The 21,614-nt window shown below is 36.8% G+C and carries 15 protein-coding genes; all 15 read left to right on the forward strand.

The features are described from left to right. Positions 1–30 precede the first annotated feature (30 nt). Positions 31–393 (forward strand): hypothetical protein, encoded by a 363-nt coding sequence (locus tag OXQ85_RS15600; protein WP_267405657.1) that lies wholly within the window; start codon positions 31–33, stop codon positions 391–393. A gap of 93 nt (positions 394–486) precedes the next feature. After that, positions 487–1,722: an MFS transporter gene (locus tag OXQ85_RS15605; RefSeq protein ID WP_267405658.1), complete on the forward strand. Its 1,236-nt coding sequence runs from the start codon at positions 487–489 to the stop codon at positions 1,720–1,722. Positions 1,723–1,812: 90 nt separating this feature from the next. Then, a complete protein-coding gene (locus OXQ85_RS15610; protein WP_267405659.1) occupies positions 1,813–2,418 on the forward strand; it encodes a hypothetical protein in 606 nt (201 codons plus the stop codon). Positions 2,419–2,451: 33 nt separating this feature from the next. Beyond that, positions 2,452–4,554 (forward strand): T9SS type B sorting domain-containing protein, encoded by a 2,103-nt coding sequence (locus tag OXQ85_RS15615; protein WP_267405660.1) that lies wholly within the window; start codon positions 2,452–2,454, stop codon positions 4,552–4,554. Between the two features lie 107 nt (positions 4,555–4,661). Next, complete coding sequence (locus tag OXQ85_RS15620; RefSeq protein WP_267405662.1) at positions 4,662–6,737, forward strand: T9SS type B sorting domain-containing protein; 2,076 nt, start codon at positions 4,662–4,664, stop codon at positions 6,735–6,737. Positions 6,738–6,895: 158 nt separating this feature from the next. Further along, positions 6,896–8,488 (forward strand): replicative DNA helicase, encoded by a 1,593-nt coding sequence (gene dnaB / locus OXQ85_RS15625; protein ID WP_267405664.1) that lies wholly within the window; start codon positions 6,896–6,898, stop codon positions 8,486–8,488. A gap of 89 nt (positions 8,489–8,577) precedes the next feature. Next, positions 8,578–9,054, forward strand: a complete 477-nt coding sequence (gene rnhA, locus OXQ85_RS15630) for a ribonuclease HI (RefSeq protein WP_267405665.1) — start codon at positions 8,578–8,580, stop codon at positions 9,052–9,054. A 174-nt stretch (positions 9,055–9,228) separates the two neighbouring features. Further along, positions 9,229–11,484 carry a T9SS type B sorting domain-containing protein gene (locus OXQ85_RS15635; RefSeq protein WP_267405666.1) on the forward strand — a complete coding sequence of 752 codons (2,256 nt, stop codon included), beginning with the start codon at positions 9,229–9,231 and terminating at the stop codon, positions 11,482–11,484. A gap of 252 nt (positions 11,485–11,736) precedes the next feature. After that, positions 11,737–13,998: a T9SS type B sorting domain-containing protein gene (locus tag OXQ85_RS15640; RefSeq protein ID WP_267405668.1), complete on the forward strand. Its 2,262-nt coding sequence runs from the start codon at positions 11,737–11,739 to the stop codon at positions 13,996–13,998. A gap of 106 nt (positions 13,999–14,104) precedes the next feature. Beyond that, a complete protein-coding gene (locus OXQ85_RS15645) occupies positions 14,105–14,731 on the forward strand; it encodes an NAD(P)H-dependent oxidoreductase (protein WP_267405670.1) in 627 nt (208 codons plus the stop codon). A 31-nt stretch (positions 14,732–14,762) separates the two neighbouring features. Then, on the forward strand, positions 14,763–16,334 hold the full coding sequence (gene nadB / locus OXQ85_RS15650) for an L-aspartate oxidase (RefSeq protein ID WP_267405671.1): 1,572 nt from the start codon (positions 14,763–14,765) through the stop codon (positions 16,332–16,334). Positions 16,335–16,346: 12 nt separating this feature from the next. Further along, the gene (nadC, locus tag OXQ85_RS15655; protein ID WP_267405672.1) at positions 16,347–17,207 is read left to right on the forward strand and encodes a carboxylating nicotinate-nucleotide diphosphorylase; all 861 of its coding nucleotides are present in this window, start codon (positions 16,347–16,349) and stop codon (positions 17,205–17,207) included. Positions 17,208–17,417: 210 nt separating this feature from the next. Beyond that, the gene (locus OXQ85_RS15660; protein WP_267405673.1) at positions 17,418–20,009 is read left to right on the forward strand and encodes a TonB-dependent receptor; all 2,592 of its coding nucleotides are present in this window, start codon (positions 17,418–17,420) and stop codon (positions 20,007–20,009) included. 94 nt (positions 20,010–20,103) lie between these two features. Further along, the gene (locus OXQ85_RS15665; RefSeq protein ID WP_267405675.1) at positions 20,104–20,535 is read left to right on the forward strand and encodes a hypothetical protein; all 432 of its coding nucleotides are present in this window, start codon (positions 20,104–20,106) and stop codon (positions 20,533–20,535) included. Positions 20,536–20,615: 80 nt separating this feature from the next. Continuing rightward, positions 20,616–21,608, forward strand: coding sequence for an aspartate-semialdehyde dehydrogenase (locus tag OXQ85_RS15670; protein ID WP_267405676.1), 993 nt, complete (start codon positions 20,616–20,618; stop codon positions 21,606–21,608). The last annotated feature ends 6 nt before the right edge of the window (positions 21,609–21,614 follow it).

Consider the following 21,614-nt stretch of genomic DNA (forward strand, 5'->3'; position numbering starts at 1 on the left):
ATTATAAATTTGAAAAACTAAAAAATAATAATGAAAGCATCTGTACTTTTAAAATCATCTTTACTGACTTCTCTATTTGTAATTTCATCTTGTGCTACAACAAAATACACAGAAGACGTTTCTAAAAATAACTATTCTAATTTGGAAGCAGGAAGAATGTATACGGTAAAGATGAAAGATGGCTCGAAAAGCAAAAAAATGTTATTCCGTAATGTAGATGGTGACAACCTAATCGGTACAGCAGGAAAAAAGGACAGTACAGAGGTGATTATTCCAAAAGCTGATGTTGCTGCGGTGAGAGATAACAGAAAAGCGAGAATTACAGCGGGTGCAGCAGTAATTGGCGCAGCAGGAGTTGCCGCTATCGTACTAAGCTCATCGAGAGCAGACTAAAATAGATTTTATCTTTTAGACTTCATTTGATTTATCATTTAAAATTCAATGATATGAATAGCCCTAAGTAAATATTTAGGGCTATTTTTGCACATGATTTCTTTTACGCCGTTAAAGACATTACAAAATGTCGAATTCAGAAATCTTCTTACGGGGAGATTTTTTATCGTTTTAGCCTTCAGAATGCTTGCTACGTTATTGGGATGGTGGGTTTACCAGCTAACAAAAGACCCTTTTTCCATCGGGCTTATCGGGCTTTCAGAAGTAATTCCGGCGGTGAGCTGTGCTTTATACGCAGGCCACGTAATCGATATGAACGAAAAGAAAAGACTTCTTCTTATTTGTAATTATGCCTATATTTTCCTGATCGGTTTACTTTTGATTCCTGCATTTTTAAATGTAGAAATGCACTTCACAGGACATCAGATCACTTATTTTATTTATGGTGTAATTTTCTTTACAGGAATCGCAAGAGCGTTCATCGGGCCGATGATTCCCGTTATGATACCTAAAATCGTTAAAAAAGATAATCTTCCCAATGCGATTACTTTAAATCAGGCAACATTTTTGGTTTCTTCTGTTTGCGGACACGCGATCGGAGGATTTTTGATTGGCTATTTTGGTGTAAAATGGACTTTAGTTGTTATTATTTCATTAATTTTTATCGCTTCCCTATTCTTTTTTCAATTAAATAAACAAGAATCTGAACATAAAAAAGGACAAATAAATATCGTGGAAAGTATGCGCGAAGGAATCACCTATATTTTTAAAACGAAAGAAATTTTAGGAGCCCTTTGTTTAGACATGTTTGCCGTATTATTCGGAGGTGCTGTTGCCATGATACCTGTATATGCAACTGATATTTTGAAAGTTGGTGCAGAAGGATTCGGCCTCTTAAATGCCGCGTCCGATATTGGTTCAATGTGTATTATCACGATTTTATCATTAATTCCTTTACGCAAAAATCAGGGTAAAATTTTGTTAGGCGTGGTAACAGGATTCGGGCTTTGTATCATCGGATTCGGGCTTTCAAACTGGTACTGGCTTTCATTCATGTTCCTTGTTTTAAGCGGAATGCTGGATGGAATTTCCGTTGTTATCCGAGGTACGATTGTTCAGCTAAAAACTCCGGATCATATTCGTGGAAGGGTTCTAAGTGTGAACTCTATCTTCATCATGTCGAGCAACGAAATGGGACAATTTGAAAGCGGATTATCTGCAAAACTACTTGGTGTTGTACGTTCTGTTGTTTTCGGCGGAACAATGACCGTGCTTATCGCCCTTCTTGTAGGAAGCACAAACCCTAAACTTAGAAAAATGCAATATTAAAAGCAATAAAGCGGATTTTATTAAATATATAATAAAAACTTTAATTCAACGTTAATAATTTTTTATATTTGTATATTAAAATTCCCCTTTATGAAAAAAACTCTACTCATTTGCTTTTGCGTATTGGGTTTTAGTGTGAGTGCACAATCCTTTACCGATAAAAATCTACAACAATCTGTTTTGCAAATAAATACTGCAAAAACAGCGAGTGACTATGAGGCTCTTTTTAAGAAATTTTCAGAATCTAAAACTACTGAAAGATGGCAGGCATATTATTATGCAGCTGTATCGATGTATCTTAAAACAGAATCATCTATAAAAAAAGGAAACAACTCGTCTCTAGCAGGCTCTAATGCATTAGCAGATAAATTTGCAATGGGTGCATTAGGTACTCAGCATAGCAATGATGAAATAGAAATTCTTTTAGGTTTAATTCATCTTCAAAAAGTTGCATTGAACACTTCTACAAATGTTCAGAAAGATGTAAAAGCTGCTTCTGATTATATATCAAAATTGGAAAGCACTTCATCCAATAATCCAAGATTATCAATTCTTAAGGCCAGAATGGCTCAACAAGCTAATAATACAACGGAAGCTGAAAACTTTTACCAGAAAGCTTCAAATGAATTTAGTGTAGCCACTTCTTCAAATACCTCTCCTACTTGGGGCAGCCAATTAATTAAATCTAAAAACTAATCTCAGGATTAAGATAACTTTAAATCGATCGACATGAAAAAATATCTACTGGTCTTTCTTTTTTTTATAACCCAAATGGTTTTTGCCCAGCAAGACTGTATCACAGCTATTCCTATTTGTAGTGATGCTGATATTGCGTTGACTCCTGGAGGAACTGGTACTGTAGCAGAATCTGAGCACTCTTCAGGTTCTTGTTTATACGGTGAAAGTAACTCAATTTGGCTTACCTTTAGTATACAAACTGCAGGTACTTTAACCTTCCTTATCACACCTACAGGACCTGGCTCTAATAATATTGACTACGACTGGGCTTTATATGGACCGAATCATAATTGTGCCAATCTTACTGTACCACCATTAAGATGTTCTTATGCCGGACTTGGTTCGTCTATAACCCCTCCGCTTACAGGATTAAATATGACTGCACTAGACACTTCTGAAGATGGTGGTGGTGATGGTTTTGTAAAGTATATAGATGTATTACCAGGACAAATTTACCATTTGCTTCTAAATAACTTCTCTACTACAGTAGCTCCGTTTTCATTAACATTTGGAGGAACTGCAACTTTGCTTACTCCTTTTGATAACAACTCTTTACAGATTTATCAGCCTAATCCTTTCTTTGGAGCTGGACCAGCTAAAGACGGAAAAATAGATGTTTGTAGCCAATCTTTTACTTACGATTTTTCACAGTGGACATCTCAAATCCTTAACGGAAATCCTAATTTCGTTGTAAAATATTATAAGAGCGCGACAGATGCTATGGATGATGTAAACCCTATTACAACTCCAATTACAGCAAATGTTGCCACAACATATCATTATTCAATTTCATATGTAGATCCGAGTAGCCCATTAAGCTTCCTGAATCAATGTAGGGAATTTGGAACCATTGAATTTACCGACCGATCGTTTGTATTAACGAATGCCACTCTTACAGAATGTAGCAATAATAATTCGGGAACAGCGACATACAATCTAATGGGACCAAATATTGGGTTAACACCCAACCTTACGGTAAAATATTATCCTTCTATGCCTGATCTGAATGCAGGTACAAATGAAATCACAGTTCCGTATGCTTACGTGTCTGCTGAAGGTTCTGCTTTTGTAAAAGCTACGAACGAATATGGTTGTGTAACTATAGCAGAATTCACATTGAAATTCCACCCGATTGTTGTGGTAAATGATAATGCTATTATTAGATCTTGTTTCCTTGAAGCCAATCATTCAACAGCAATATTTAATCTTACAGCAGCTGCAGTAACAACCCAAACCGGAACTACAAAAACATATTATCCGTCTATGGCCGATGCGGTAAACGGAACAAACCCAATCCCGAATCCATCTACATACATTGCTCCAAGTGGTGTAGCATATGTAAAAGTTACAAATGCACAAGGATGTTATGCAGTAGCGAAAGTTACATTAGAAGTAATTCCGCCAGTATATTCTACTGTTTTAGCAGAAAAAGTGATCTGTATTGAAAACACAACAACGCTGGATGCAGGACCTGGATTCAACGGATACGAATGGAGCACTGGAGCAACAACACAATCGATCACGAATGTAGGAGTTGGAACCTATTGGGTAAAACTAAAAACAGGAGATTGTATTGCTTTACAAACTGTAAAAGTATATCCGGCAGAAGAACCTGTAATCACTAATATCGATATTGCTACAAATACTGTTACAGTAAATGTAATGGGAGGAACACCACCTTATAAATACTCTATCGATAATGTAAACTGGCAAGATTCAAATATATTTGAAAATGTATCAAGAGGAGATCATACAGTTTATGTGAAAGATGCCTACAATTGTAACTCTGTAGACGTTACATTCGTTCTTCCGAACTTAGTAAATGTAATTACACCAAACGGAGACGGTATTAATGATGTGATTGATTACTCTTCACTTTCAGGAAAAACAGGCTTAGTTTTAAGCATCTTCGACAGATATGGAACTAAAATACACCAAGCTGATAAGAGCAACGGCTACAAATGGGACGGAACCATTGGAGGTAAGAAAGTTTCTACAGGAACATACTGGTATTCTGTAACCTGGAGCGAAAACAACAAAAAGAATACAGCATTCAAGTTTTCAGGATGGGTAATGGTTAAAAACAGAGATTAATTAGAATCATACTAAAAACCGCTCTTCGGAGTGGTTTTTTTGCTATTCTTCAATATATTATGTTAATTAATTATTATTTTCGTTAGACTATTATAAATTCATTTAAAATGAAGAAATTATTACTGCTTTTTATTTTATTTACGTCACAGCTATTTTTTTCACAATCAGATTGTATTACGGCAATTCCGGTTTGTGGAAATTCAGATTTATCTTACAACCCGAGTAGCTCAGGAACTATTCAGGAGCAAACATCCGGAAGCTGTTTAGGTTTAGAACACTATTCTGTTTGGTATGTATTTACCGCTGCAACTACAGGTACAATAGAATTTACCATTACACCTTATACCGTCCCAAACGTAACCCGCTATGATTACGATTTTGCAGTTTACGGTCCAAATATCGATTGTACAACATGGGATTTTGGTAATGCTGTAAAATGTAATTATTCAGGAACCAATGGATCTACAGGATTAAGTTCTACAATTACAGGCGACCGATGGGAAACTCCATTAGATGTTATCGCTGGAGAAACATATTATCTACTTATTGACAACTATCTTCCCTCAAACCCTTATGGTTTTTCATTAACATGGGGAGGAACAGCACTTTTAACTTCAGCCTTTAACGATCCTGCATTAACCCCTAACCCTTTCATCCCGCCAGGTTCTCCGGCAGCAAATCCTGCTGATCCTAATGAAGTTTTACACTGTTCATTACCTGCAATGTTTGACTTAAGTTCATTATCAGCACCAATTATCAACGGAAATCCGAACTTTACAGTAAGCTATCATTTAAATCAAAATGATGCCATTTCAGGAGATGCACCTGTTACAGCTCCGATGATGGTAAATGATACAGACATCTACTATTATAGATTAAAATATGAAAACCTTGCCGATCCTACGAATGCAGCCAACGGTTGTTTCCAAGTTGGAAAATTTAAATTTAAACAAGGAAATATCGTTGCTAATGATGCTACAGTTTATGCCTGTAACAACAATAATGTAGGAACTGGAGTATTCGATCTTACTTCCGCAAACGTGTATGGAGGAACTAATACTACAAAAAAATATTATCCAACAATGGCTAACCTGACTGCAGGTACAAGCGAAATTCTAAACCCGGCCGCTTACTCTTCTACATTACCTAAAAAAGTGTATGTAAAAGTAACAACAGCGGAAGGCTGTACAGATAGTGCAGAAATTACATTAGCATTTCATCCTTTGGTAGTTTTAACAGAAGCCACTCTTGAGTCTTGTTATATTACGACAAATATTACAACAGGTTCGTTTGATTTAACTTCAGCAAATGTTTCAACACTTACCAACCCAACGAAGAATTTCTACACAACGCTGACAAACGCTAAAAACGGAACTAACCCAATTGCAAACCCTACCAACTACATTTCAACTACGGGAGAAGTTTACGTAAGAGTTTACAGCGCCAACGGATGTTATTCGATTACAAAAATTAATCTTAAAGTTTTACCACCTGTAAAATCTGCAGTATTAAAAGATCAAACAATTTGTATTGAAGATAGAACAACTTTAGATGCAGGCCCTGGATTTGACGGTTACGAATGGAGCACAGGAGCAACCACTCAAGCTATCACTAATGTTCCTGTGGGAGCTTATTGGGTAAAACTACAGACAGGAAAATGTTTCACGCTTCAAAATGTGAATGTTTATCCTTCGGAGCAACCTGTAATTTCTAGTTTGGATATTACAAACAATACGATCACCGTATTTGCAAACGGAGGTAAAGCACCTTACAAATATTCATTAGACGGAATCAACTGGCAAGATTCAAACGTATTCAGCGGACTTCCTAGAGGTGAAAATAAAATTTTCGTGAAAGATTCTTACGATTGTGAGCCTGTAGATATTCAGGTAACTGTTCCGAACTTGGTGAATGCTATTACGCCAAATGGAGATAATGTAAATGATGAAGTAGATTATACCGCTTTAGCCTACAAAAAGAATCTTGTATTTACGGTTTACGACAGATACGGAAACAAATTGTATCAGGCTGATAAATTGAGAAACTTCAAATGGGATGGAACGGCTTCCGGTAAAAAAATTCTTACGGGAACATACTGGTACACCATCACATGGAATGAAAATGATAAAAACAATACCGCCACAAAATACAGCGGATGGATATTGGTAAAAAATAAAGAATAATTTCATTTTAATATTTAACTTAGGTCACCTCAACTTTGTTGGGGTGATTTTTTTATGCACCAAAAGAAAACCCTTTACTACGAAGATTTTAAAACTTATCAACAATAAATCTTGATTAGTATTTTTTAATTCCTTTTCAAATAAACTATCTTTGCACAATGGCGCAGAAAGAAACATTATCATCTCTTACCCACGGAAACTTCGCGAAAGAGCTGTCGATTGCTGATGGAAAAATGCCTCCTAATGCAGTAGATTTTGAACGGTTGATCATTGGTACTTTTTTAATTGATAAAAAAGGGCTCGACCATTCTATTGATTTACTGACTCCTGATGTTTTTTACGACCCAAGACATCAGGTAATTTTTGCTTCTATATTAAAACTTTATGAAGGAAACCATCCTGTCGATCTTATGACGATCATTCAGGATTTGAAAAAAGAAGATAAGCTGTCTTCTGCGGGCGGAGATCATTATATTATTGATCTTACCATGGGAGTTAGTTCATCTGCTCACATCGAATATCACGTTCGCGTTATCCTTGAAAAATACATCCTAAGAAGTTTAATTAATGTTTCTGCCAATGTAATTGATTCGTCTTATAAAGAATCCACCGACGTTTTTGAGCTTTTAGATAAAGCCGAACAATCATTTTTTGAAATTACAAACGGAACGATCAAAAAAGGATTCGACACTGCCAATTCATTAGTAAAGCAGGCGATTGATACCATAAAATCTTTAAAAGATAAAGAAGGACTTTCCGGAGTACCTTCAGGATTCCGAGATGTGGATAAAGAAACGGGAGGTTGGCAAAATTCCGATTTAATTATTATTGCGGCACGTCCCGCGATGGGAAAAACGGCTTTCCTTCTTTCCATGGCGAGAAATATTGCGGTTGGTCACAAAATCCCGATGGCGCTGTTCTCTCTCGAGATGGCATCGGTACAGTTGATTACCAGAATGATCGCTTCCGAAACAAGAATTTCTTCAGAAAAATTAAGAAAAGGAACTTTGGACGATGAAGAATGGCAACGACTGTTCTCCAACGTATCCGAACTGGAAAATGCTCCTTTATATATAGACGAAACCCCTTCCCTTTCGATCTTCGACTTCCGTGCAAAATGCCGACGATTGGTAATGCAGCATGGTGTAAGAATTATAATGGTCGATTATCTTCAGCTGATGACAGCCGGAGGTGGCGGAAAAGGAGCCGGAAACCGTGAACAGGAAATTTCCATGATTTCCCGTTCATTAAAAGCCATTGCAAAAGAATTAAATGTTCCTGTAATTGCACTTTCCCAGCTTTCCCGTAGTGTGGAAACGCGTCCCGGAAAAAGACCTCAGCTTTCTGACTTGAGGGAATCTGGAGCGATTGAGCAGGATGCCGATATCGTATCATTCATCTTCCGACCGGAATATTATAAAATTACCGTTTGGGACAATGATGAAGAAGGGCAGGAAACTTCAACGGAAAATCAGGCAGAATTAATTATTGCAAAACACAGAAATGGTGCAACTGCTGATGTAAGATTATCTTTCTTAAAACATTTTGCTAAATTTGCAGATATTGAAGCAGCTTTTGATGGCGGAACTGGAGGCGGATTCCCAGGTGGTTTTGGATCTAATGAGCCGAGTGGTTTTGATAAAATTAAAACAACCATTCAACCGGGTGCTGCATTTGATTTGCCGGATAGTTCAAAACTTTCTGGTTCTTCAATGAATGATTTGGATGATGATGATGATTTTCCTTTTTAAATAATTATGAGGTTAAGATTTAGGTTGAGATTAATTTAAATTTTATCCTAATTATTATTAGCCTCACACTAAACCTCAGCCTCAACCTAATGAGAATTGATATTTACACAGACGGAGCTTGCAGCGGAAATCCCGGAAAAGGAGGATACGGAATTCTTATGCGCGTTCCTGAAAAAAATTATCAGAAAACATTTTCAAAAGGTTTCAGAAAAACAACCAACAACAGAATGGAACTTTTGGCTGTGATCACCGCTTTGGAGAAATTAAAATCTCCAGAAAACGAAATTCACGTGTATACAGATAGCAAGTATGTTTCGGATGCCATTAACCAAAACTGGATCGCCGGATGGATAAAAAGAGGCTGGAAAAACGTAAAAAATCCTGACCTTTGGAAAAGGTTTGTAGAACTGTATAATATCCATTCTCCGAAAATGCACTGGATAAAAGGTCATGCAGGGCATTTTGAAAACGAACTTTGTGATAAACTTGCCGTAGCAGCTGCTGCTTCGCCAGATCTTGAAATCGACACGTATTTCGAGAATATTGAAAATAATTCTTTATTCTAATTTTTCCATTTAATATTAATTAGAATAATCTCAAATCGCTAGTATTTAATTTTTCATCACCTTATCTTAAATTCTTTGCTAATTCGCACCGCAATTTTATTAAATTAATATTAAATATACATTTATTAAGAGGAAATTAATATCTTTACACATCTAATAAATGTGATATACTAAATGAATAAAAAACTACTGCTTTATTTTTCCCTTCTATTACTATGCTGTTCGGGCAACCTTTTTTCGCAAACGTATCAACTAGCAGGAAGTCCTATTAGTACAACGGGCTGGACGATGGTTTCGCCAACAATATTAGAACCAGGAGGTGAATTCATTCAGCTTACTCCGGATACCAATGATCAATCCGGATCTATAAGGCTGAATGATCCTATTAACCTAAAGTATTGTGACAAGTGGAGAGTAGAATTCGATTTTAGGATGGATTCTAACCAAACGGCGAACGGAGACGGTCTTGCTTTTTGGTATCTTCAAAACCCACCTGTGGCAAGTGTTTTAGGCTCGGGACTTGGTGTTTCTCAGAATGCCGTGGGACTTATTGTAGGGTTTGATACCTATAACAATACCACAACGGCTGTTATGAGTAAAGTACATGTTGCATATGGTCAAGTTACAAATACGACTGACACAAATAATGTAGAATTCTTCAATGTTGCGGGGAGTTCTTTCCACTCTCCTGATATGAATGCAACCCTGCCTTTTCAAGGTGCTACTTACAAGCATGTGGAAGTGACTGCAGATGTTGTACCCGGTACTCAAAACTGGACTATTAAAATTACTATTGACGGAACTGTGATCTGTAATCAGGTTTTTATACCTTCAGGTACTGCTGCCGCAATGACGGTTGGATATTTCGGATTTTCGGCTTCTACAGGAGGAAACAGATCAAGACATTCTATTAAAAATGTAAAAATTTATACGGATAAAGTTACAATTAACCAGCCTTCGGTATCGGCAACTTTTTGCCCAGACCCTTCTACAAATCAAGGGACGGTAAATCTTACAGCTTATCAGAACCAATTTGTAACAAATCCTTCAAATTATACATTCACGTATTTTACGCCTGGAGGAACTCAAATTGCGGCACCTACCGCTTATCAGTTTGCTGCAAACACAACAGTATCGGTTGTGGTGAAAGATAATGCGGGCGTTCTCTGTGATAATCCGGATGGAAAAATATTGCTAACATTAGCTCCGTTAAAGGCTGATGATGTAACGATTCAGGCATGTAACAACAATAATGCGGGGACAGCATCTTTTAATCTTGCTACTGCACCTGTAACCACTGTAGTAGGAGCCACGAAGAAGTTCTACAAAACAATGAACGACCTGAATGCAGGAACAAATGAAATTGTAAATACAAACGCTTACGTTTCTGCTCCCGGAAAAGTATTTGTAAAGGTAACAACACCGCAAGGATGTACTGATACCGCAGAAATTACATTGGCTTTCTACGCTGCAATTCCTATAAAAGAAGCTACTTTACAGTCTTGTTATATTGATAATAATATCACTTCAGGATCTTTTGATTTAACAAAAGCAGATGTTACTACATTAACTACAGCAACAAAAAAATACTACACTACTGTAAACAATGCAATAAACGGAACCAACGAAATCGTAATTCCTACTCCATACATTGCTACAACAGGAACAGTATATGTAAAAGTAATAGATGCAAACGGGTGTTACATGATTGCTAAAGTTAATCTTATTGTAAATCCTCCGGTATATTCATTAATTTTAAAAGACAAAACGATCTGTATTGATAGCAGAACCAATCTTGATGCAGGCCCTGGCTTTGACAGCTACGAATGGAACACAGGAGACACTACCCAAAGCATCGGTGGCGTACCAGTTGGGATATATTGGGTAAAGTTGAAAACGGGTAACTGCTATACCATTCAGACAGTAAAAGTAATTCCGGCTACAGAGCCTGTAATTTCAACAATAGACATTACCAACAATACAATTACAGTAAATGTAAACGGCGGGCTTGCTCCATACAAATACTCTTTAGATGGCACAAACTGGCAAGATTCTAACGTTTTCACAGGTCTGGCAAGAGGTGAAGTTGTGGTATATGTAAAAGATTCCTACAACTGTACGCCGGTTCACACACAAATTACTGTTCCGAATTTGGTAAACGCAATCACACCAAACGGAGATAATGTAAATGATGCAATTGACTATTCCGCATTGGCATATAAGAAAAATCTTGTCTTCACGATCTACGACAGATACGGAAACAAGCTATATACTGCCGACAAAATGAGAAACTTCACATGGGACGGAACAGCTTCCGGCAAAAAGATCCTTACAGGAACTTACTGGTACACCATCACATGGAATGAAAATAATAAAAACAGTACTCCGACCAAATATTCGGGCTGGATATTAGTAAAAAATAGAGAATAATCTTCTTTAGGTAAAATCACTCCCTCTTTTCGGGGGTGATTTTCTTTTTATCATTAAAAATAAAAACAGAACAAAATAAATTAAATCTAAGATTTTTAAATTAAATTTTAAACTAAAAACAAAATTTTAACGACTTCATTATACATACATTACAATGTAATCGATTTTCATTACATAATTATTACTAAAACTATATAAAACAACTAAAAATCAATATATTTACAACTTTAACACATTAACCAACTCGCTCACATGAAAAAAACTCTACTCAATTTTTTCTTAATTACCTTACTGAGCTTATCTGGCAAACTATTGGCACAGACCTATCAACTTGCAGGAAATCCCGTAGTGACAACCGGTTGGGATTTGGTATCCAGTGCTCAGGTAAACGGAGACTTTATTCAACTTACCCCAGATACAGGTGGCCAGTATGGAGCTATAAAACTATCAACTCCTATTAACCTTAAATACTGTGACAAATGGAAAGTAGAATTCGATTTCAGAATTGATGGTAACGGAACTACGGCATTTGGCCGTGGTGACGGATTCACTTTTTGGTATCTAAACAATCCACCCACAGGATTTACTTCCGGAGGTGGTTTAGGAATTCCAGCTAATGCCAATGGCTTAATGGTAGGATTTGACATCTTCAACAATACAACTGAAGGCCAGATGAGTAAAGTTCACGTTTTATACGGAACTAATAACACACCTACAGGAAATCCGAATATTGAATATAACAATACTGCTGGAAGTACTTTCCACTCACCAGATCTTAATCCTACACAACCTTTCGTAGGAGCAACTTACAAACACGTTGAAGTAAACGGGCAAACCAATATGATAAATCCTGACAATTGGGATATCATCATTAAAATAGATGGAACAACCATCGTTTCACAAACATTTGCTCCTTCAGGAGGTGCAATAGGTATGACTACAGGATACTTCGGATTTTCGGCTGCAACAGGTGGTGCTTCTGCAAGACACTCGATTAAAAATGCTAAAATCTTCATTGATAAAGTTCCTATTTTAAATAATACAATTACCCCATTTGTTTGCGTAAACCCTGCAACAGGAAATGGAACGGTAGATTTAACAACGTATCAGAATCAATTTGTAACAAACCCTTCAAATTATACATTCACATATTCTACTGGAGGAACTGTTATCACCAACCCTGCAGCATTCCAATATTCAGGGCCAGTGACGATTAATGTTGTGGTAAAAGACCCAACATCTACCCTTTGTGACAATGGTGACGGACAAATTGTTTTAAACCCATCGCCATTCGCCGCAGATGATGCCACATTGATTGGATGTAATAATGATAATGCCGGCGTTGCTATTTTTGATTTAACAACGGCCAATGTTTCAAGTGTTCCGGGTTCTACTTTAGAATTCTTCAATACAATGTTCGATTTAACGAACAATATCAACCCTATTCCGAATCCTACAGCGTATGCAGCGGCTCCGGGAAAAATTTATGTGAGAGTTACAACGCCGCAAGGTTGTACCGACGTTGCTGAAGTTACCTTAAATCACCATCCTGTAGTTGTGGTAAACAACAATGCTATTTTGAGATCTTGCTTCTTGGCTACCAATCCATCAATGGCAACCTTCAACCTTACAGTAGCAGCTGTAACTTCACAAACGGGTACTACAAAAACATATTATCCTTCGTTAACAGACGCGATTAACTCTACAAATGCAATTTCGAATGCACTTACTTATACTGCTCCAAATGGTGTAATTTATGTAAAAGTAACAAACGCTCAAGGATGTTATGCTATTGCAAAAGTGACATTGGAAGTGATTCCGCCAGTATATTCTACTGTGTTGGCAGATAAAACTATTTGTATTGAAGACACGACAACGTTGGATGCAGGACCTGGATTCAATGGTTATAAATGGAGCACAGGTGCAACGACTCAATCAATTACAAATGTTGGGGTAGGTATTTATTGGGTTGAATTGAAAACAGGAGACTGTATCGCTCGTCAAACCGTAAAAGTTATTCCTTCAGAACAGCCCGTAGTTACGAATATTGAGGTAAGCACTACCACTGTTACAATTAATGTAATGGGTGGAACTCCGGCTTACAAATACTCTTTAGACAATGTAAACTGGCAAGATTCTAATGTATTTAATAATGTTTCAAGAGGCGATCACACAATTTATGTGAAAGATGCTTATGATTGCGACCCAATTATTATTGCTTTTGTGGTTCCGAATTTGGTTAATGTAATCACACCAAACGGAGACGGCGTAAACGATATTATTGATTATTCTTCTCTGGCAGGAAAACAAAACTTGGTATTCAGTATTTTCGACCGTTATGGAGCAAAAATCCATCAGGGAGATAAAGCTAACGGATACAAATGGGACGGAACTGTTGGCGGAAGAAAAGTACCTACAGGAAACTATTGGTACTCTGTAACTTGGAACGAAAACAACAAACACAATACACCATACAAATATTCAGGATGGATTATTGTTAAAAACAGGGATTAAAACCAAATAACCATTCATTATACGAGAAAGAATCACTTCAATACGAGAAGTGATTCTTTTTCATTTTAAAACCACTTTATTCATATCCAATTCTTAAATTTGTAATATGAATTATTTGGAAGCTTTAAGCAGAAGATATTCTGTAAAAAAATTCAACAACGAAATCATTCCTCAGGAAACTCTTCACAACATTCTTGAGTCAGGAAAATTATCGGCAAGCTCTTTGGGGCTTCAGCCTTATAAAATTCTGGTGGCTGAAAGTGAAGAAATAAAACAAAAGCTGGTTCCGGCTTTCTATAATCCCTCACAGATTTCTACGTGCTCTCATTTAATTATTATTGTTTCTAAAAAAACAGTTGACGAGAGCTATATCAACGGATATTTCAGGCATATTTCCGATGTTCGCGAAACCCCGATTGAAAATCTTGAGCTTTTCAAAAACAGCATCAACCAACATATTAATCAGAAAACCAGTGATGAAATTTTCAACTGGGCAGAAAAACAGTCTTATATCGTTTTGGCAAATTTAATGTACGCCGCAGCGATTGAGAATATAGATACCTGCCCGATGGAAGGCTTCCGACAGGATGTGATTGAAGACGTTCTCAACATCAATCCTGAAACCGAAAAAGTAACCGTTACCCTCGCATTAGGCTACCGTTCGGAGGAAGATCATTTCCAGCACATGAAAAAAGTAAGAAAACCAAACGAAAAATTGTTTAAATTTATCTAGTTATTTAGACGATTGTACCTAAAGCAAGCATATGATAAAAGCGGATGTATTAGTAATTGGTTCCGGCATTTCGGGACTTTCTTATGCCATTAAAGTTTCTGAGCAGCTCCCCGATGCCAAAATAATCATTGTTACAAAATCTGATGAAGATGAAAGCAACACCAAATACGCACAAGGCGGTCTGGCGGTGGTTACCGATTCTAAAAATGATAATTTTGATAAGCATATTGAAGACACGATGCGTGCCGGAGATGGCGAAAACAAACGCGATGTTGTAGAAATGGTGGTGAAAGAGGCTCCTGCAAGATTCAACGAAATTGTAGAATGGGGTGCTAATTTCGACATGAAAAATGGTGAATTTGCTTTAGGAAGAGAGGGCGGTCACACCGAAAACAGAATTGTTCATCATAAAGACATTACCGGTTTCGAGATTGAAAGAGCGTTATTACAAACCGCAAAAACAAGCCCAAATATTGAAATTCTCGATCACCATTACGTAATCGATATCATTACGCAACACCATGTTCCGGGAAAAGAATTAAATGAAGGCGACATTCACTGTTATGGTGCTTATATTTTAGATGAAAAGTCTAAACAGATCAAAAAAATTACTTCAAAAATAACATTGGTAGCAACAGGAGGAGCCGGTCATGTTTACAAAAACACCACAAACCCTACGATTGCAACAGGCGACGGAATTGCTTTTGTAGCAAGAGCAAAAGGCAAGGTTTCAAATATGCAGTATTACCAGTTTCACCCAACCGCTTTATACAGCAAAATGGATGGTATGTTGTTTTTAATTTCTGAAGCCGTTCGCGGAGACGGAGCCAAATTAAGAACCAAAAGAGGTGAAAAGTTCATGCATAAATATGATGAGCGTGAAGAATTGGCTTCCAGAGACATCGTAGCAAGAGCGATTGATGCCGAAATGAAAATCACGGGAGATGAATTTGTGGGTCTTGACTGTAAAGAAATGGATCACGAAAAATTCTTAGAACATTTCCCGAATATTTATAAAAAATGTAAAGACGAAGGAATTGATCCTTTTACCCAATTGATTCCTGTAGTTCCGGCTTGTCATTATCTGATGGGCGGAATTGAAATTGATAAGGACGGACAATCCTCCATCAAAAATCTTTTTGCCGTAGGTGAATGCACTAATTCCGGGCTTCACGGAGCAAACAGACTGGCCTCCAACTCATTATTGGAAGGTTTAGTTTTCGGGCACAGTGCTGCAATGACAACCGTTGATCTTTTAAATGAAAATAACTTCAACTTTGAAGATCTTAAAGCCGTTCCGGAATGGAATGAAGAAGGAATGAAAATTATGGACGAAATGGTAATCGTTTCTTATTTAAGAAAACAGCTTCAGGAAATGATGAGCGATTTGGTAGGAATCGTGAGAAGCAACCGCCGTCTAAATATGGCTTTGCAAAAACATCAGGAAATTGCGGCTGCCGTGAATGAAATTTACCACTACTCTATTCTTTCGCCTCAACTTTCAGAACTGAGAAATTTAACAACCGTTGCTCACCTCATCATTATACAATCGATGGAAATGAAGGAAAATAAAGGAGCATTCTACAATAAAGATTTAGCCTAAAATCAAATAAAAATGAAAAGACCAGCGTACGTTACCGATAAAGTTTTAAAACAATTCATAAAAAATGCTTTGGAAGAAGATATTCAGGATGGAGATCACTCTACCCTTTCCACCATTCCGAAGGATTTGGAGCAAAGCGCCAAATTGTTGGTAAAAGAAGACTGTATTTTGGCGGGCGTGGAATTGGCTGAAATTATTTTTAACACGTTTGATAAAGATTTAAAGGTTGAAATTTTCATTAAAGATGGAACTCCTGCAAAAGTTGGAGACATCGCCATGATCGTTACAGGAAGTGCAAGATCTATCCTTTCAACGGAAAGATTAGTCTTGAACTGTATGCAGAGAATGAGTGGAATTGCTACTTTAACTCATGAATGGGATTCAAGATTAGTTGGAACAAAAACAAAATTATTAGACACTAGAAAAACGACTCCGAATTTCAGAGTTTGTGAAAAATGGGCGGTTGCTATTGGCGGTGGAACCAATCACAGATATGGTCTTTATGATATGATTATGTTAAAAGATAATCACGTTGATTATAACGGAAGCATCACCAATGCGGTGAAAATGGCGAAAGACTACGTTAAAAAAACTAAGAAAAAACTGAAGATTGAGGTTGAAACAAGAAACCTTGAAGAAGTTCAGGAAGCCATTAAAGCAAAAGTTGACAGAATCATGCTGGATAATATGGATGTGAAAACGATGAAGCAGGCAGTTGAGATGATCAACGGTTCTTGTGAGTCTGAAGCATCCGGCGGAATTACCAGAGATATGTTAAAAGAAATTGCGACAACGGGTGTTAATTTCATCTCTGTAGGCGCTCTAACGCACTCTGCAAAAAATATTGATTTGAGTCTCAAGGCGGTGAAATAGCGTTGAATTTTTAACAAAAATACCCCATTATTGTTAAAAATTCAATAATATGATTTTTTTCATACAAAATATCAATTATTATTCAATGCATTATAAATCAAGCAATTAAACCTTATTGAGATTGATTAAAAATTAACATACAGTTAATATTAGTTAAAATTTATTTCCCGAATTTTGCATAAAATTTAAATCTAACTATTACTAACGATTATGAAATTAATCAACAAATCGATTCTAACTGCGGTAATTACATTATCAACAGCTAGTGTCTATTACGCTCAACAAGTTCAGGATACTGTTTCTAAATCCAAAGACATTGAAGAGGTAATCCTAAGAGGTGTAACCGATATCGCAAAAGATAGAAAGACACCAGTTGCAGTATCTACTATTAAAGCTGCACAGATCCTAGAAAGACAAGGAAATCAAGAGCTTGTTGAATTGCTAAATACAACCCCTTCTGTATATGCTACGAAAGGTGGTGGTGGTTTCGGAGACTCACAGATTGTTATGCGTGGTTTCGAATCGAGAAACATTGCAGTAATGGTAAACGGTATGCCTGTAAACGATATGGAGGGCGGTACTGTTTATTTCTCAAACTGGACTGGTTTATCTGACGTAACAAGTTTCATGCAGGTACAGAGAGGTCTTGGTTCTTCTAAATTGGCAATTGCTTCTGTAGGAGGTACGATGAACTTCATTACAAGATCAGCCGATATGAAGAAAGGTGGTATCGTGAGATTAGGAGTTGGTAACAATGATTATTTAAAAACTTCATTCGCTTATAATACAGGTAAGTCTGATAAAGGTTGGTCTTCTTCATTCTTAATGAGCAGACAGTCTGGTTCTACTTACATTCAAAATACAGATTACGAAGCATACGCATATTACTTCGCATTAGGTTGGGAGGCTAACAAAAAGCATAACTTCCAATTTACAATCACTGGTGCGCCACAATGGCACGATCAAAGATCTTACGCTCCAATGATTTCTGATTATATCAGATACAACCCTGATAATGACGGAAGCCCGGATAGAACTTATAACAGTGACTGGGGTTATTACACAAACGCGGAAGGTAGAAGAGTAGCTTTATCTAACAGATCTAACTATTATAACAAACCAGTTATCATGTTAAACTGGGATTATAATATCAACGAGAAATCTAAGTTAAGTACTGTAGCTTACATGTCTAATGGTAGAGGTGGTGGTACTGCTGATCTTGGTAGAGTAAATAATAGAGGCCTATCTGCTCTTGTTAATAATCAACCATACTTCAGAGATGCGCAGGGACTTTACAACTATGATAAAGTTTTCGCTGAAAATGCTGCTGTAAATCCAAACACTGCGGGAAATGGGGCAACACTTATTCGTAGAGCAAGTATCAATTCTCATAACTGGTACGGTGTATTGATGAATTTCCAACATAAAATCAATGATAACTGGAACTTCTCAATTGGTACAGATGACAGATATTACTATGGATATCACTATCAGGTAATTTCAGATTTATATGGTGCTTCAGGGTATAAAGACAATGCAAACAAAAATATTGCACCAAACGTAGTATCAGCAACTTCTGATTATAAAAAATTAAGTTGGAATCCTTTTGGAGGAAGCCAAGTTCCATTAAATGAAAGAATTGGATTCAGTAATGATGGAGAAGTGCTTTGGTACAGTGGTTTCGGTCAGGTTGAATATACAAAAGATAATTTATCAGCTTTCATTCAAGGGTCAGTTTCTAATCAAGGTTATCAGAGAATTGACGAGTTTATTCAAGATGGCGTTACAGTACAAAGAAATCAAACTGTAAATAGAAAAACAGGATTTAAAAATCTTTTCGGTTACAACATCAAAGGGGGTGCTAACTATAACATCAACGAAAATCACAATGTATTTGCAAATGTGGGTTACTATAGCAAACAACCATTCATGAATACAGTGTATCCAAGCAACCAGCAAGTTGTTAACCCTCAATTGACAAATGAGAAAATTTTCTCTGCTGAAGTTGGGTATGGTTTCAGGTCTGCAAACTTTACCGCAAACGTTAACATTTACAGAACTCAGTGGAAAGATAGAGCATTAAGAAGAACAATTACAGTTCCTGATGTAACAGATGCTTACGCTGAAATGAATGGTATTACAGAGATTCACCAAGGGGTTGAAGTTGATGCAACTTACAGACTAAACAAATTCTTAGAATTTAACGGTATGTTCTCTTGGGGAGATTACTATTATAAAGGTAATGCAGTCGGTACTACATTCGACGGTAATAACAATCCTCTAACTGTAGCGGGTGATTCTAACACAACTACTCTTTATCTTGATAAAGTAAAAGTTGGAGGAACAAGTAACAACAGTATCCCTCAGATGACCGCTTCATTAGGAGCTACTGTTAAGCCGGTAAAAGACTTGAGCATCTACGCTGGATGGAGATTTGTAGGCAAACTTTATTCTACTATTGATATTGCAACTTTCTCAAATATTGCTAATCAAGACAGAGGTGTATTGAAATTGCCTGATTACAACTTAACAGATATCGGTGTATCATATAAAATAAGATTGAGAGACGCTAATCAATATTTCACTATCGGTGCTAACGTTTACAACTTGTTTGATACAACATACATTCAAGATGGTGCGACAAACATCTTTGGAACCGATAAAATTACAACTACAGGAGATCCTGATGCTGGTAAAACTTATCAGGAAGCAGGAAGAATGTACAATGGTGTAGCAAGTGCAAACAGAGTATTCTTCGGATTCGGAAGAACATGGGCTGCTAACCTATCATTCAACTTCTAATTAATTAAAATATTAGATTTTATAAATATCAATCCCGACTTTTCGCCGGGATTTTTGCTATATTTGTGGCAGAAAAAACAGAAAAAAACTAAATATGGATTTTTACAAAATTTTGCTTAGTGCTCACAAAGGATTTGGGTATTTAGAACTACTTTTAACATCATTATTTGTGATTGCACTTTTAGTGACAATGTTTGGATTTAGCGGAAAAGTGAATAAGTTTTTAAAGAAAATTACGCTATTCACAATGATCTTTTTCCACGTTCAATTTTTAATCGGGATTATTATGTTGGTAATCAACTTCACAAACGGATTAAATATGGGCGAAGTAATGAAAAACTCTGCACTGAGATTTCAATATGTAGAACATCCATTTTCAATGTTAATCGCGGCTGTTTTAATGACCATCGTTAACAAAAAAGTAAAAGTAAACCCTACAATCTCTTTAGGAATTGTCATTATGGGTCTTATCGCGGTTGGCTTATTCGCATTCGCATTCCCTTGGACAAGAGTTTTCGGAGCATAAATAGTAGGATCGCACTTTGTCAAAGTTTAGAATCTTTGACAAAGTTTATATATTAACTTAATAAATTTTTAATTAAATCAATGAAAGTAGCTGTAGTAGGTTCAACAGGAATGGTTGGACAAGTTATGCTGAAAGTTCTTGAAGAAAGGAACTTCCCTATCTCCGAATTAATTCCGGTAGCATCGGAAAGATCTATTGGTAAGAAGGTGAAGTATAAACAGGAAGAATTTACGATTGTAAGCATGCAAGACGCTATAGCTGCCAAACCGGATATTGCGATCTTCTCTGCAGGCGGTGGTACTTCTCTTGAATTTGCCCCTCTTTTCGCAGAAGCAGGAACAACGGTGATCGATAATTCTTCAGCTTGGAGAATGGATCCTGACAAGAAATTGGTCGTTCCTGAAGTCAATGCAGATGTATTGACGAAAGAAGATAAAATCATCGCAAATCCGAACTGTTCTACTATTCAGTTAGTAATGGTTTTAGGACCTTTGAACAAAAAATATGATTTAAAAAGAGTAATCGTTTCAACGTATCAGTCGGTAACAGGAACTGGTAAAGCTGCTGTAGACCAATTAAACGGAGAAATCAGCGGAGACGATTCTATTGCAAAAGTATATCCTTATCAGATCTTCAAAAATGCATTGCCACATTGCGATGTATTTTCAGACGATGATTATACGAAAGAAGAGATTAAATTAATGAAAGAGCCTAAGAAAATTTTAGGTGACGATACATTTAATTTAACAGCAACTGCAGTGCGAGTTCCTGTTCAGGGAGGTCACTCGGAAAGTGTAAACATCGAGTTTGAAAACGAATTTGATTTGGATGAAGTAAGAAAAATTTTATCTGAAACTCCTGGAGTTGTGGTAATGGATAACGTGAAAAACAACGAATATCCGATGCCGCTTTATTCTGAAGGGAAAGATGAAGTTTTCGTCGGAAGGATAAGACGAGATCTATCGCAACCAAAGACACTGAATCTCTGGATTGTGGCAGACAATCTGCGAAAAGGAGCCGCAACCAACGCGGTACAGATCGCAGAATACATTGTAGCAAACAACTTAGTGTAAACTAAC

The organism is Chryseobacterium sp. GM_Chr_2 (assembly GCF_026540445.1).
GTDB lineage: Bacteria > Bacteroidota > Bacteroidia > Flavobacteriales > Weeksellaceae > Chryseobacterium.

Excerpts from the sequence above, each read along its gene's own strand:
- OXQ85_RS15600 (WP_267405657.1), top strand. The coding sequence starts at position 31 with ATGAAAGCATCTGTACTTTTAAAATCATCTTTACTGACTTCTCTATTT.
- OXQ85_RS15605 (WP_267405658.1), top strand. The coding sequence starts at position 487 with ATGATTTCTTTTACGCCGTTAAAGACATTACAAAATGTCGAATTCAGA.
- OXQ85_RS15610 (WP_267405659.1), top strand. The coding sequence starts at position 1,813 with ATGAAAAAAACTCTACTCATTTGCTTTTGCGTATTGGGTTTTAGTGTG.
- OXQ85_RS15615 (WP_267405660.1), top strand. The coding sequence starts at position 2,452 with ATGAAAAAATATCTACTGGTCTTTCTTTTTTTTATAACCCAAATGGTT.
- OXQ85_RS15620 (WP_267405662.1), top strand. The coding sequence starts at position 4,662 with ATGAAGAAATTATTACTGCTTTTTATTTTATTTACGTCACAGCTATTT.
- dnaB (WP_267405664.1), top strand. The coding sequence starts at position 6,896 with ATGGCGCAGAAAGAAACATTATCATCTCTTACCCACGGAAACTTCGCG.
- rnhA (WP_267405665.1), top strand. The coding sequence starts at position 8,578 with ATGAGAATTGATATTTACACAGACGGAGCTTGCAGCGGAAATCCCGGA.
- OXQ85_RS15635 (WP_267405666.1), top strand. The coding sequence starts at position 9,229 with ATGAATAAAAAACTACTGCTTTATTTTTCCCTTCTATTACTATGCTGT.
- OXQ85_RS15640 (WP_267405668.1), top strand. The coding sequence starts at position 11,737 with ATGAAAAAAACTCTACTCAATTTTTTCTTAATTACCTTACTGAGCTTA.
- OXQ85_RS15645 (WP_267405670.1), top strand. The coding sequence starts at position 14,105 with ATGAATTATTTGGAAGCTTTAAGCAGAAGATATTCTGTAAAAAAATTC.
- nadB (WP_267405671.1), top strand. The coding sequence starts at position 14,763 with ATGATAAAAGCGGATGTATTAGTAATTGGTTCCGGCATTTCGGGACTT.
- nadC (WP_267405672.1), top strand. The coding sequence starts at position 16,347 with ATGAAAAGACCAGCGTACGTTACCGATAAAGTTTTAAAACAATTCATA.
- OXQ85_RS15660 (WP_267405673.1), top strand. The coding sequence starts at position 17,418 with ATGAAATTAATCAACAAATCGATTCTAACTGCGGTAATTACATTATCA.
- OXQ85_RS15665 (WP_267405675.1), top strand. The coding sequence starts at position 20,104 with ATGGATTTTTACAAAATTTTGCTTAGTGCTCACAAAGGATTTGGGTAT.
- OXQ85_RS15670 (WP_267405676.1), top strand. The coding sequence starts at position 20,616 with ATGAAAGTAGCTGTAGTAGGTTCAACAGGAATGGTTGGACAAGTTATG.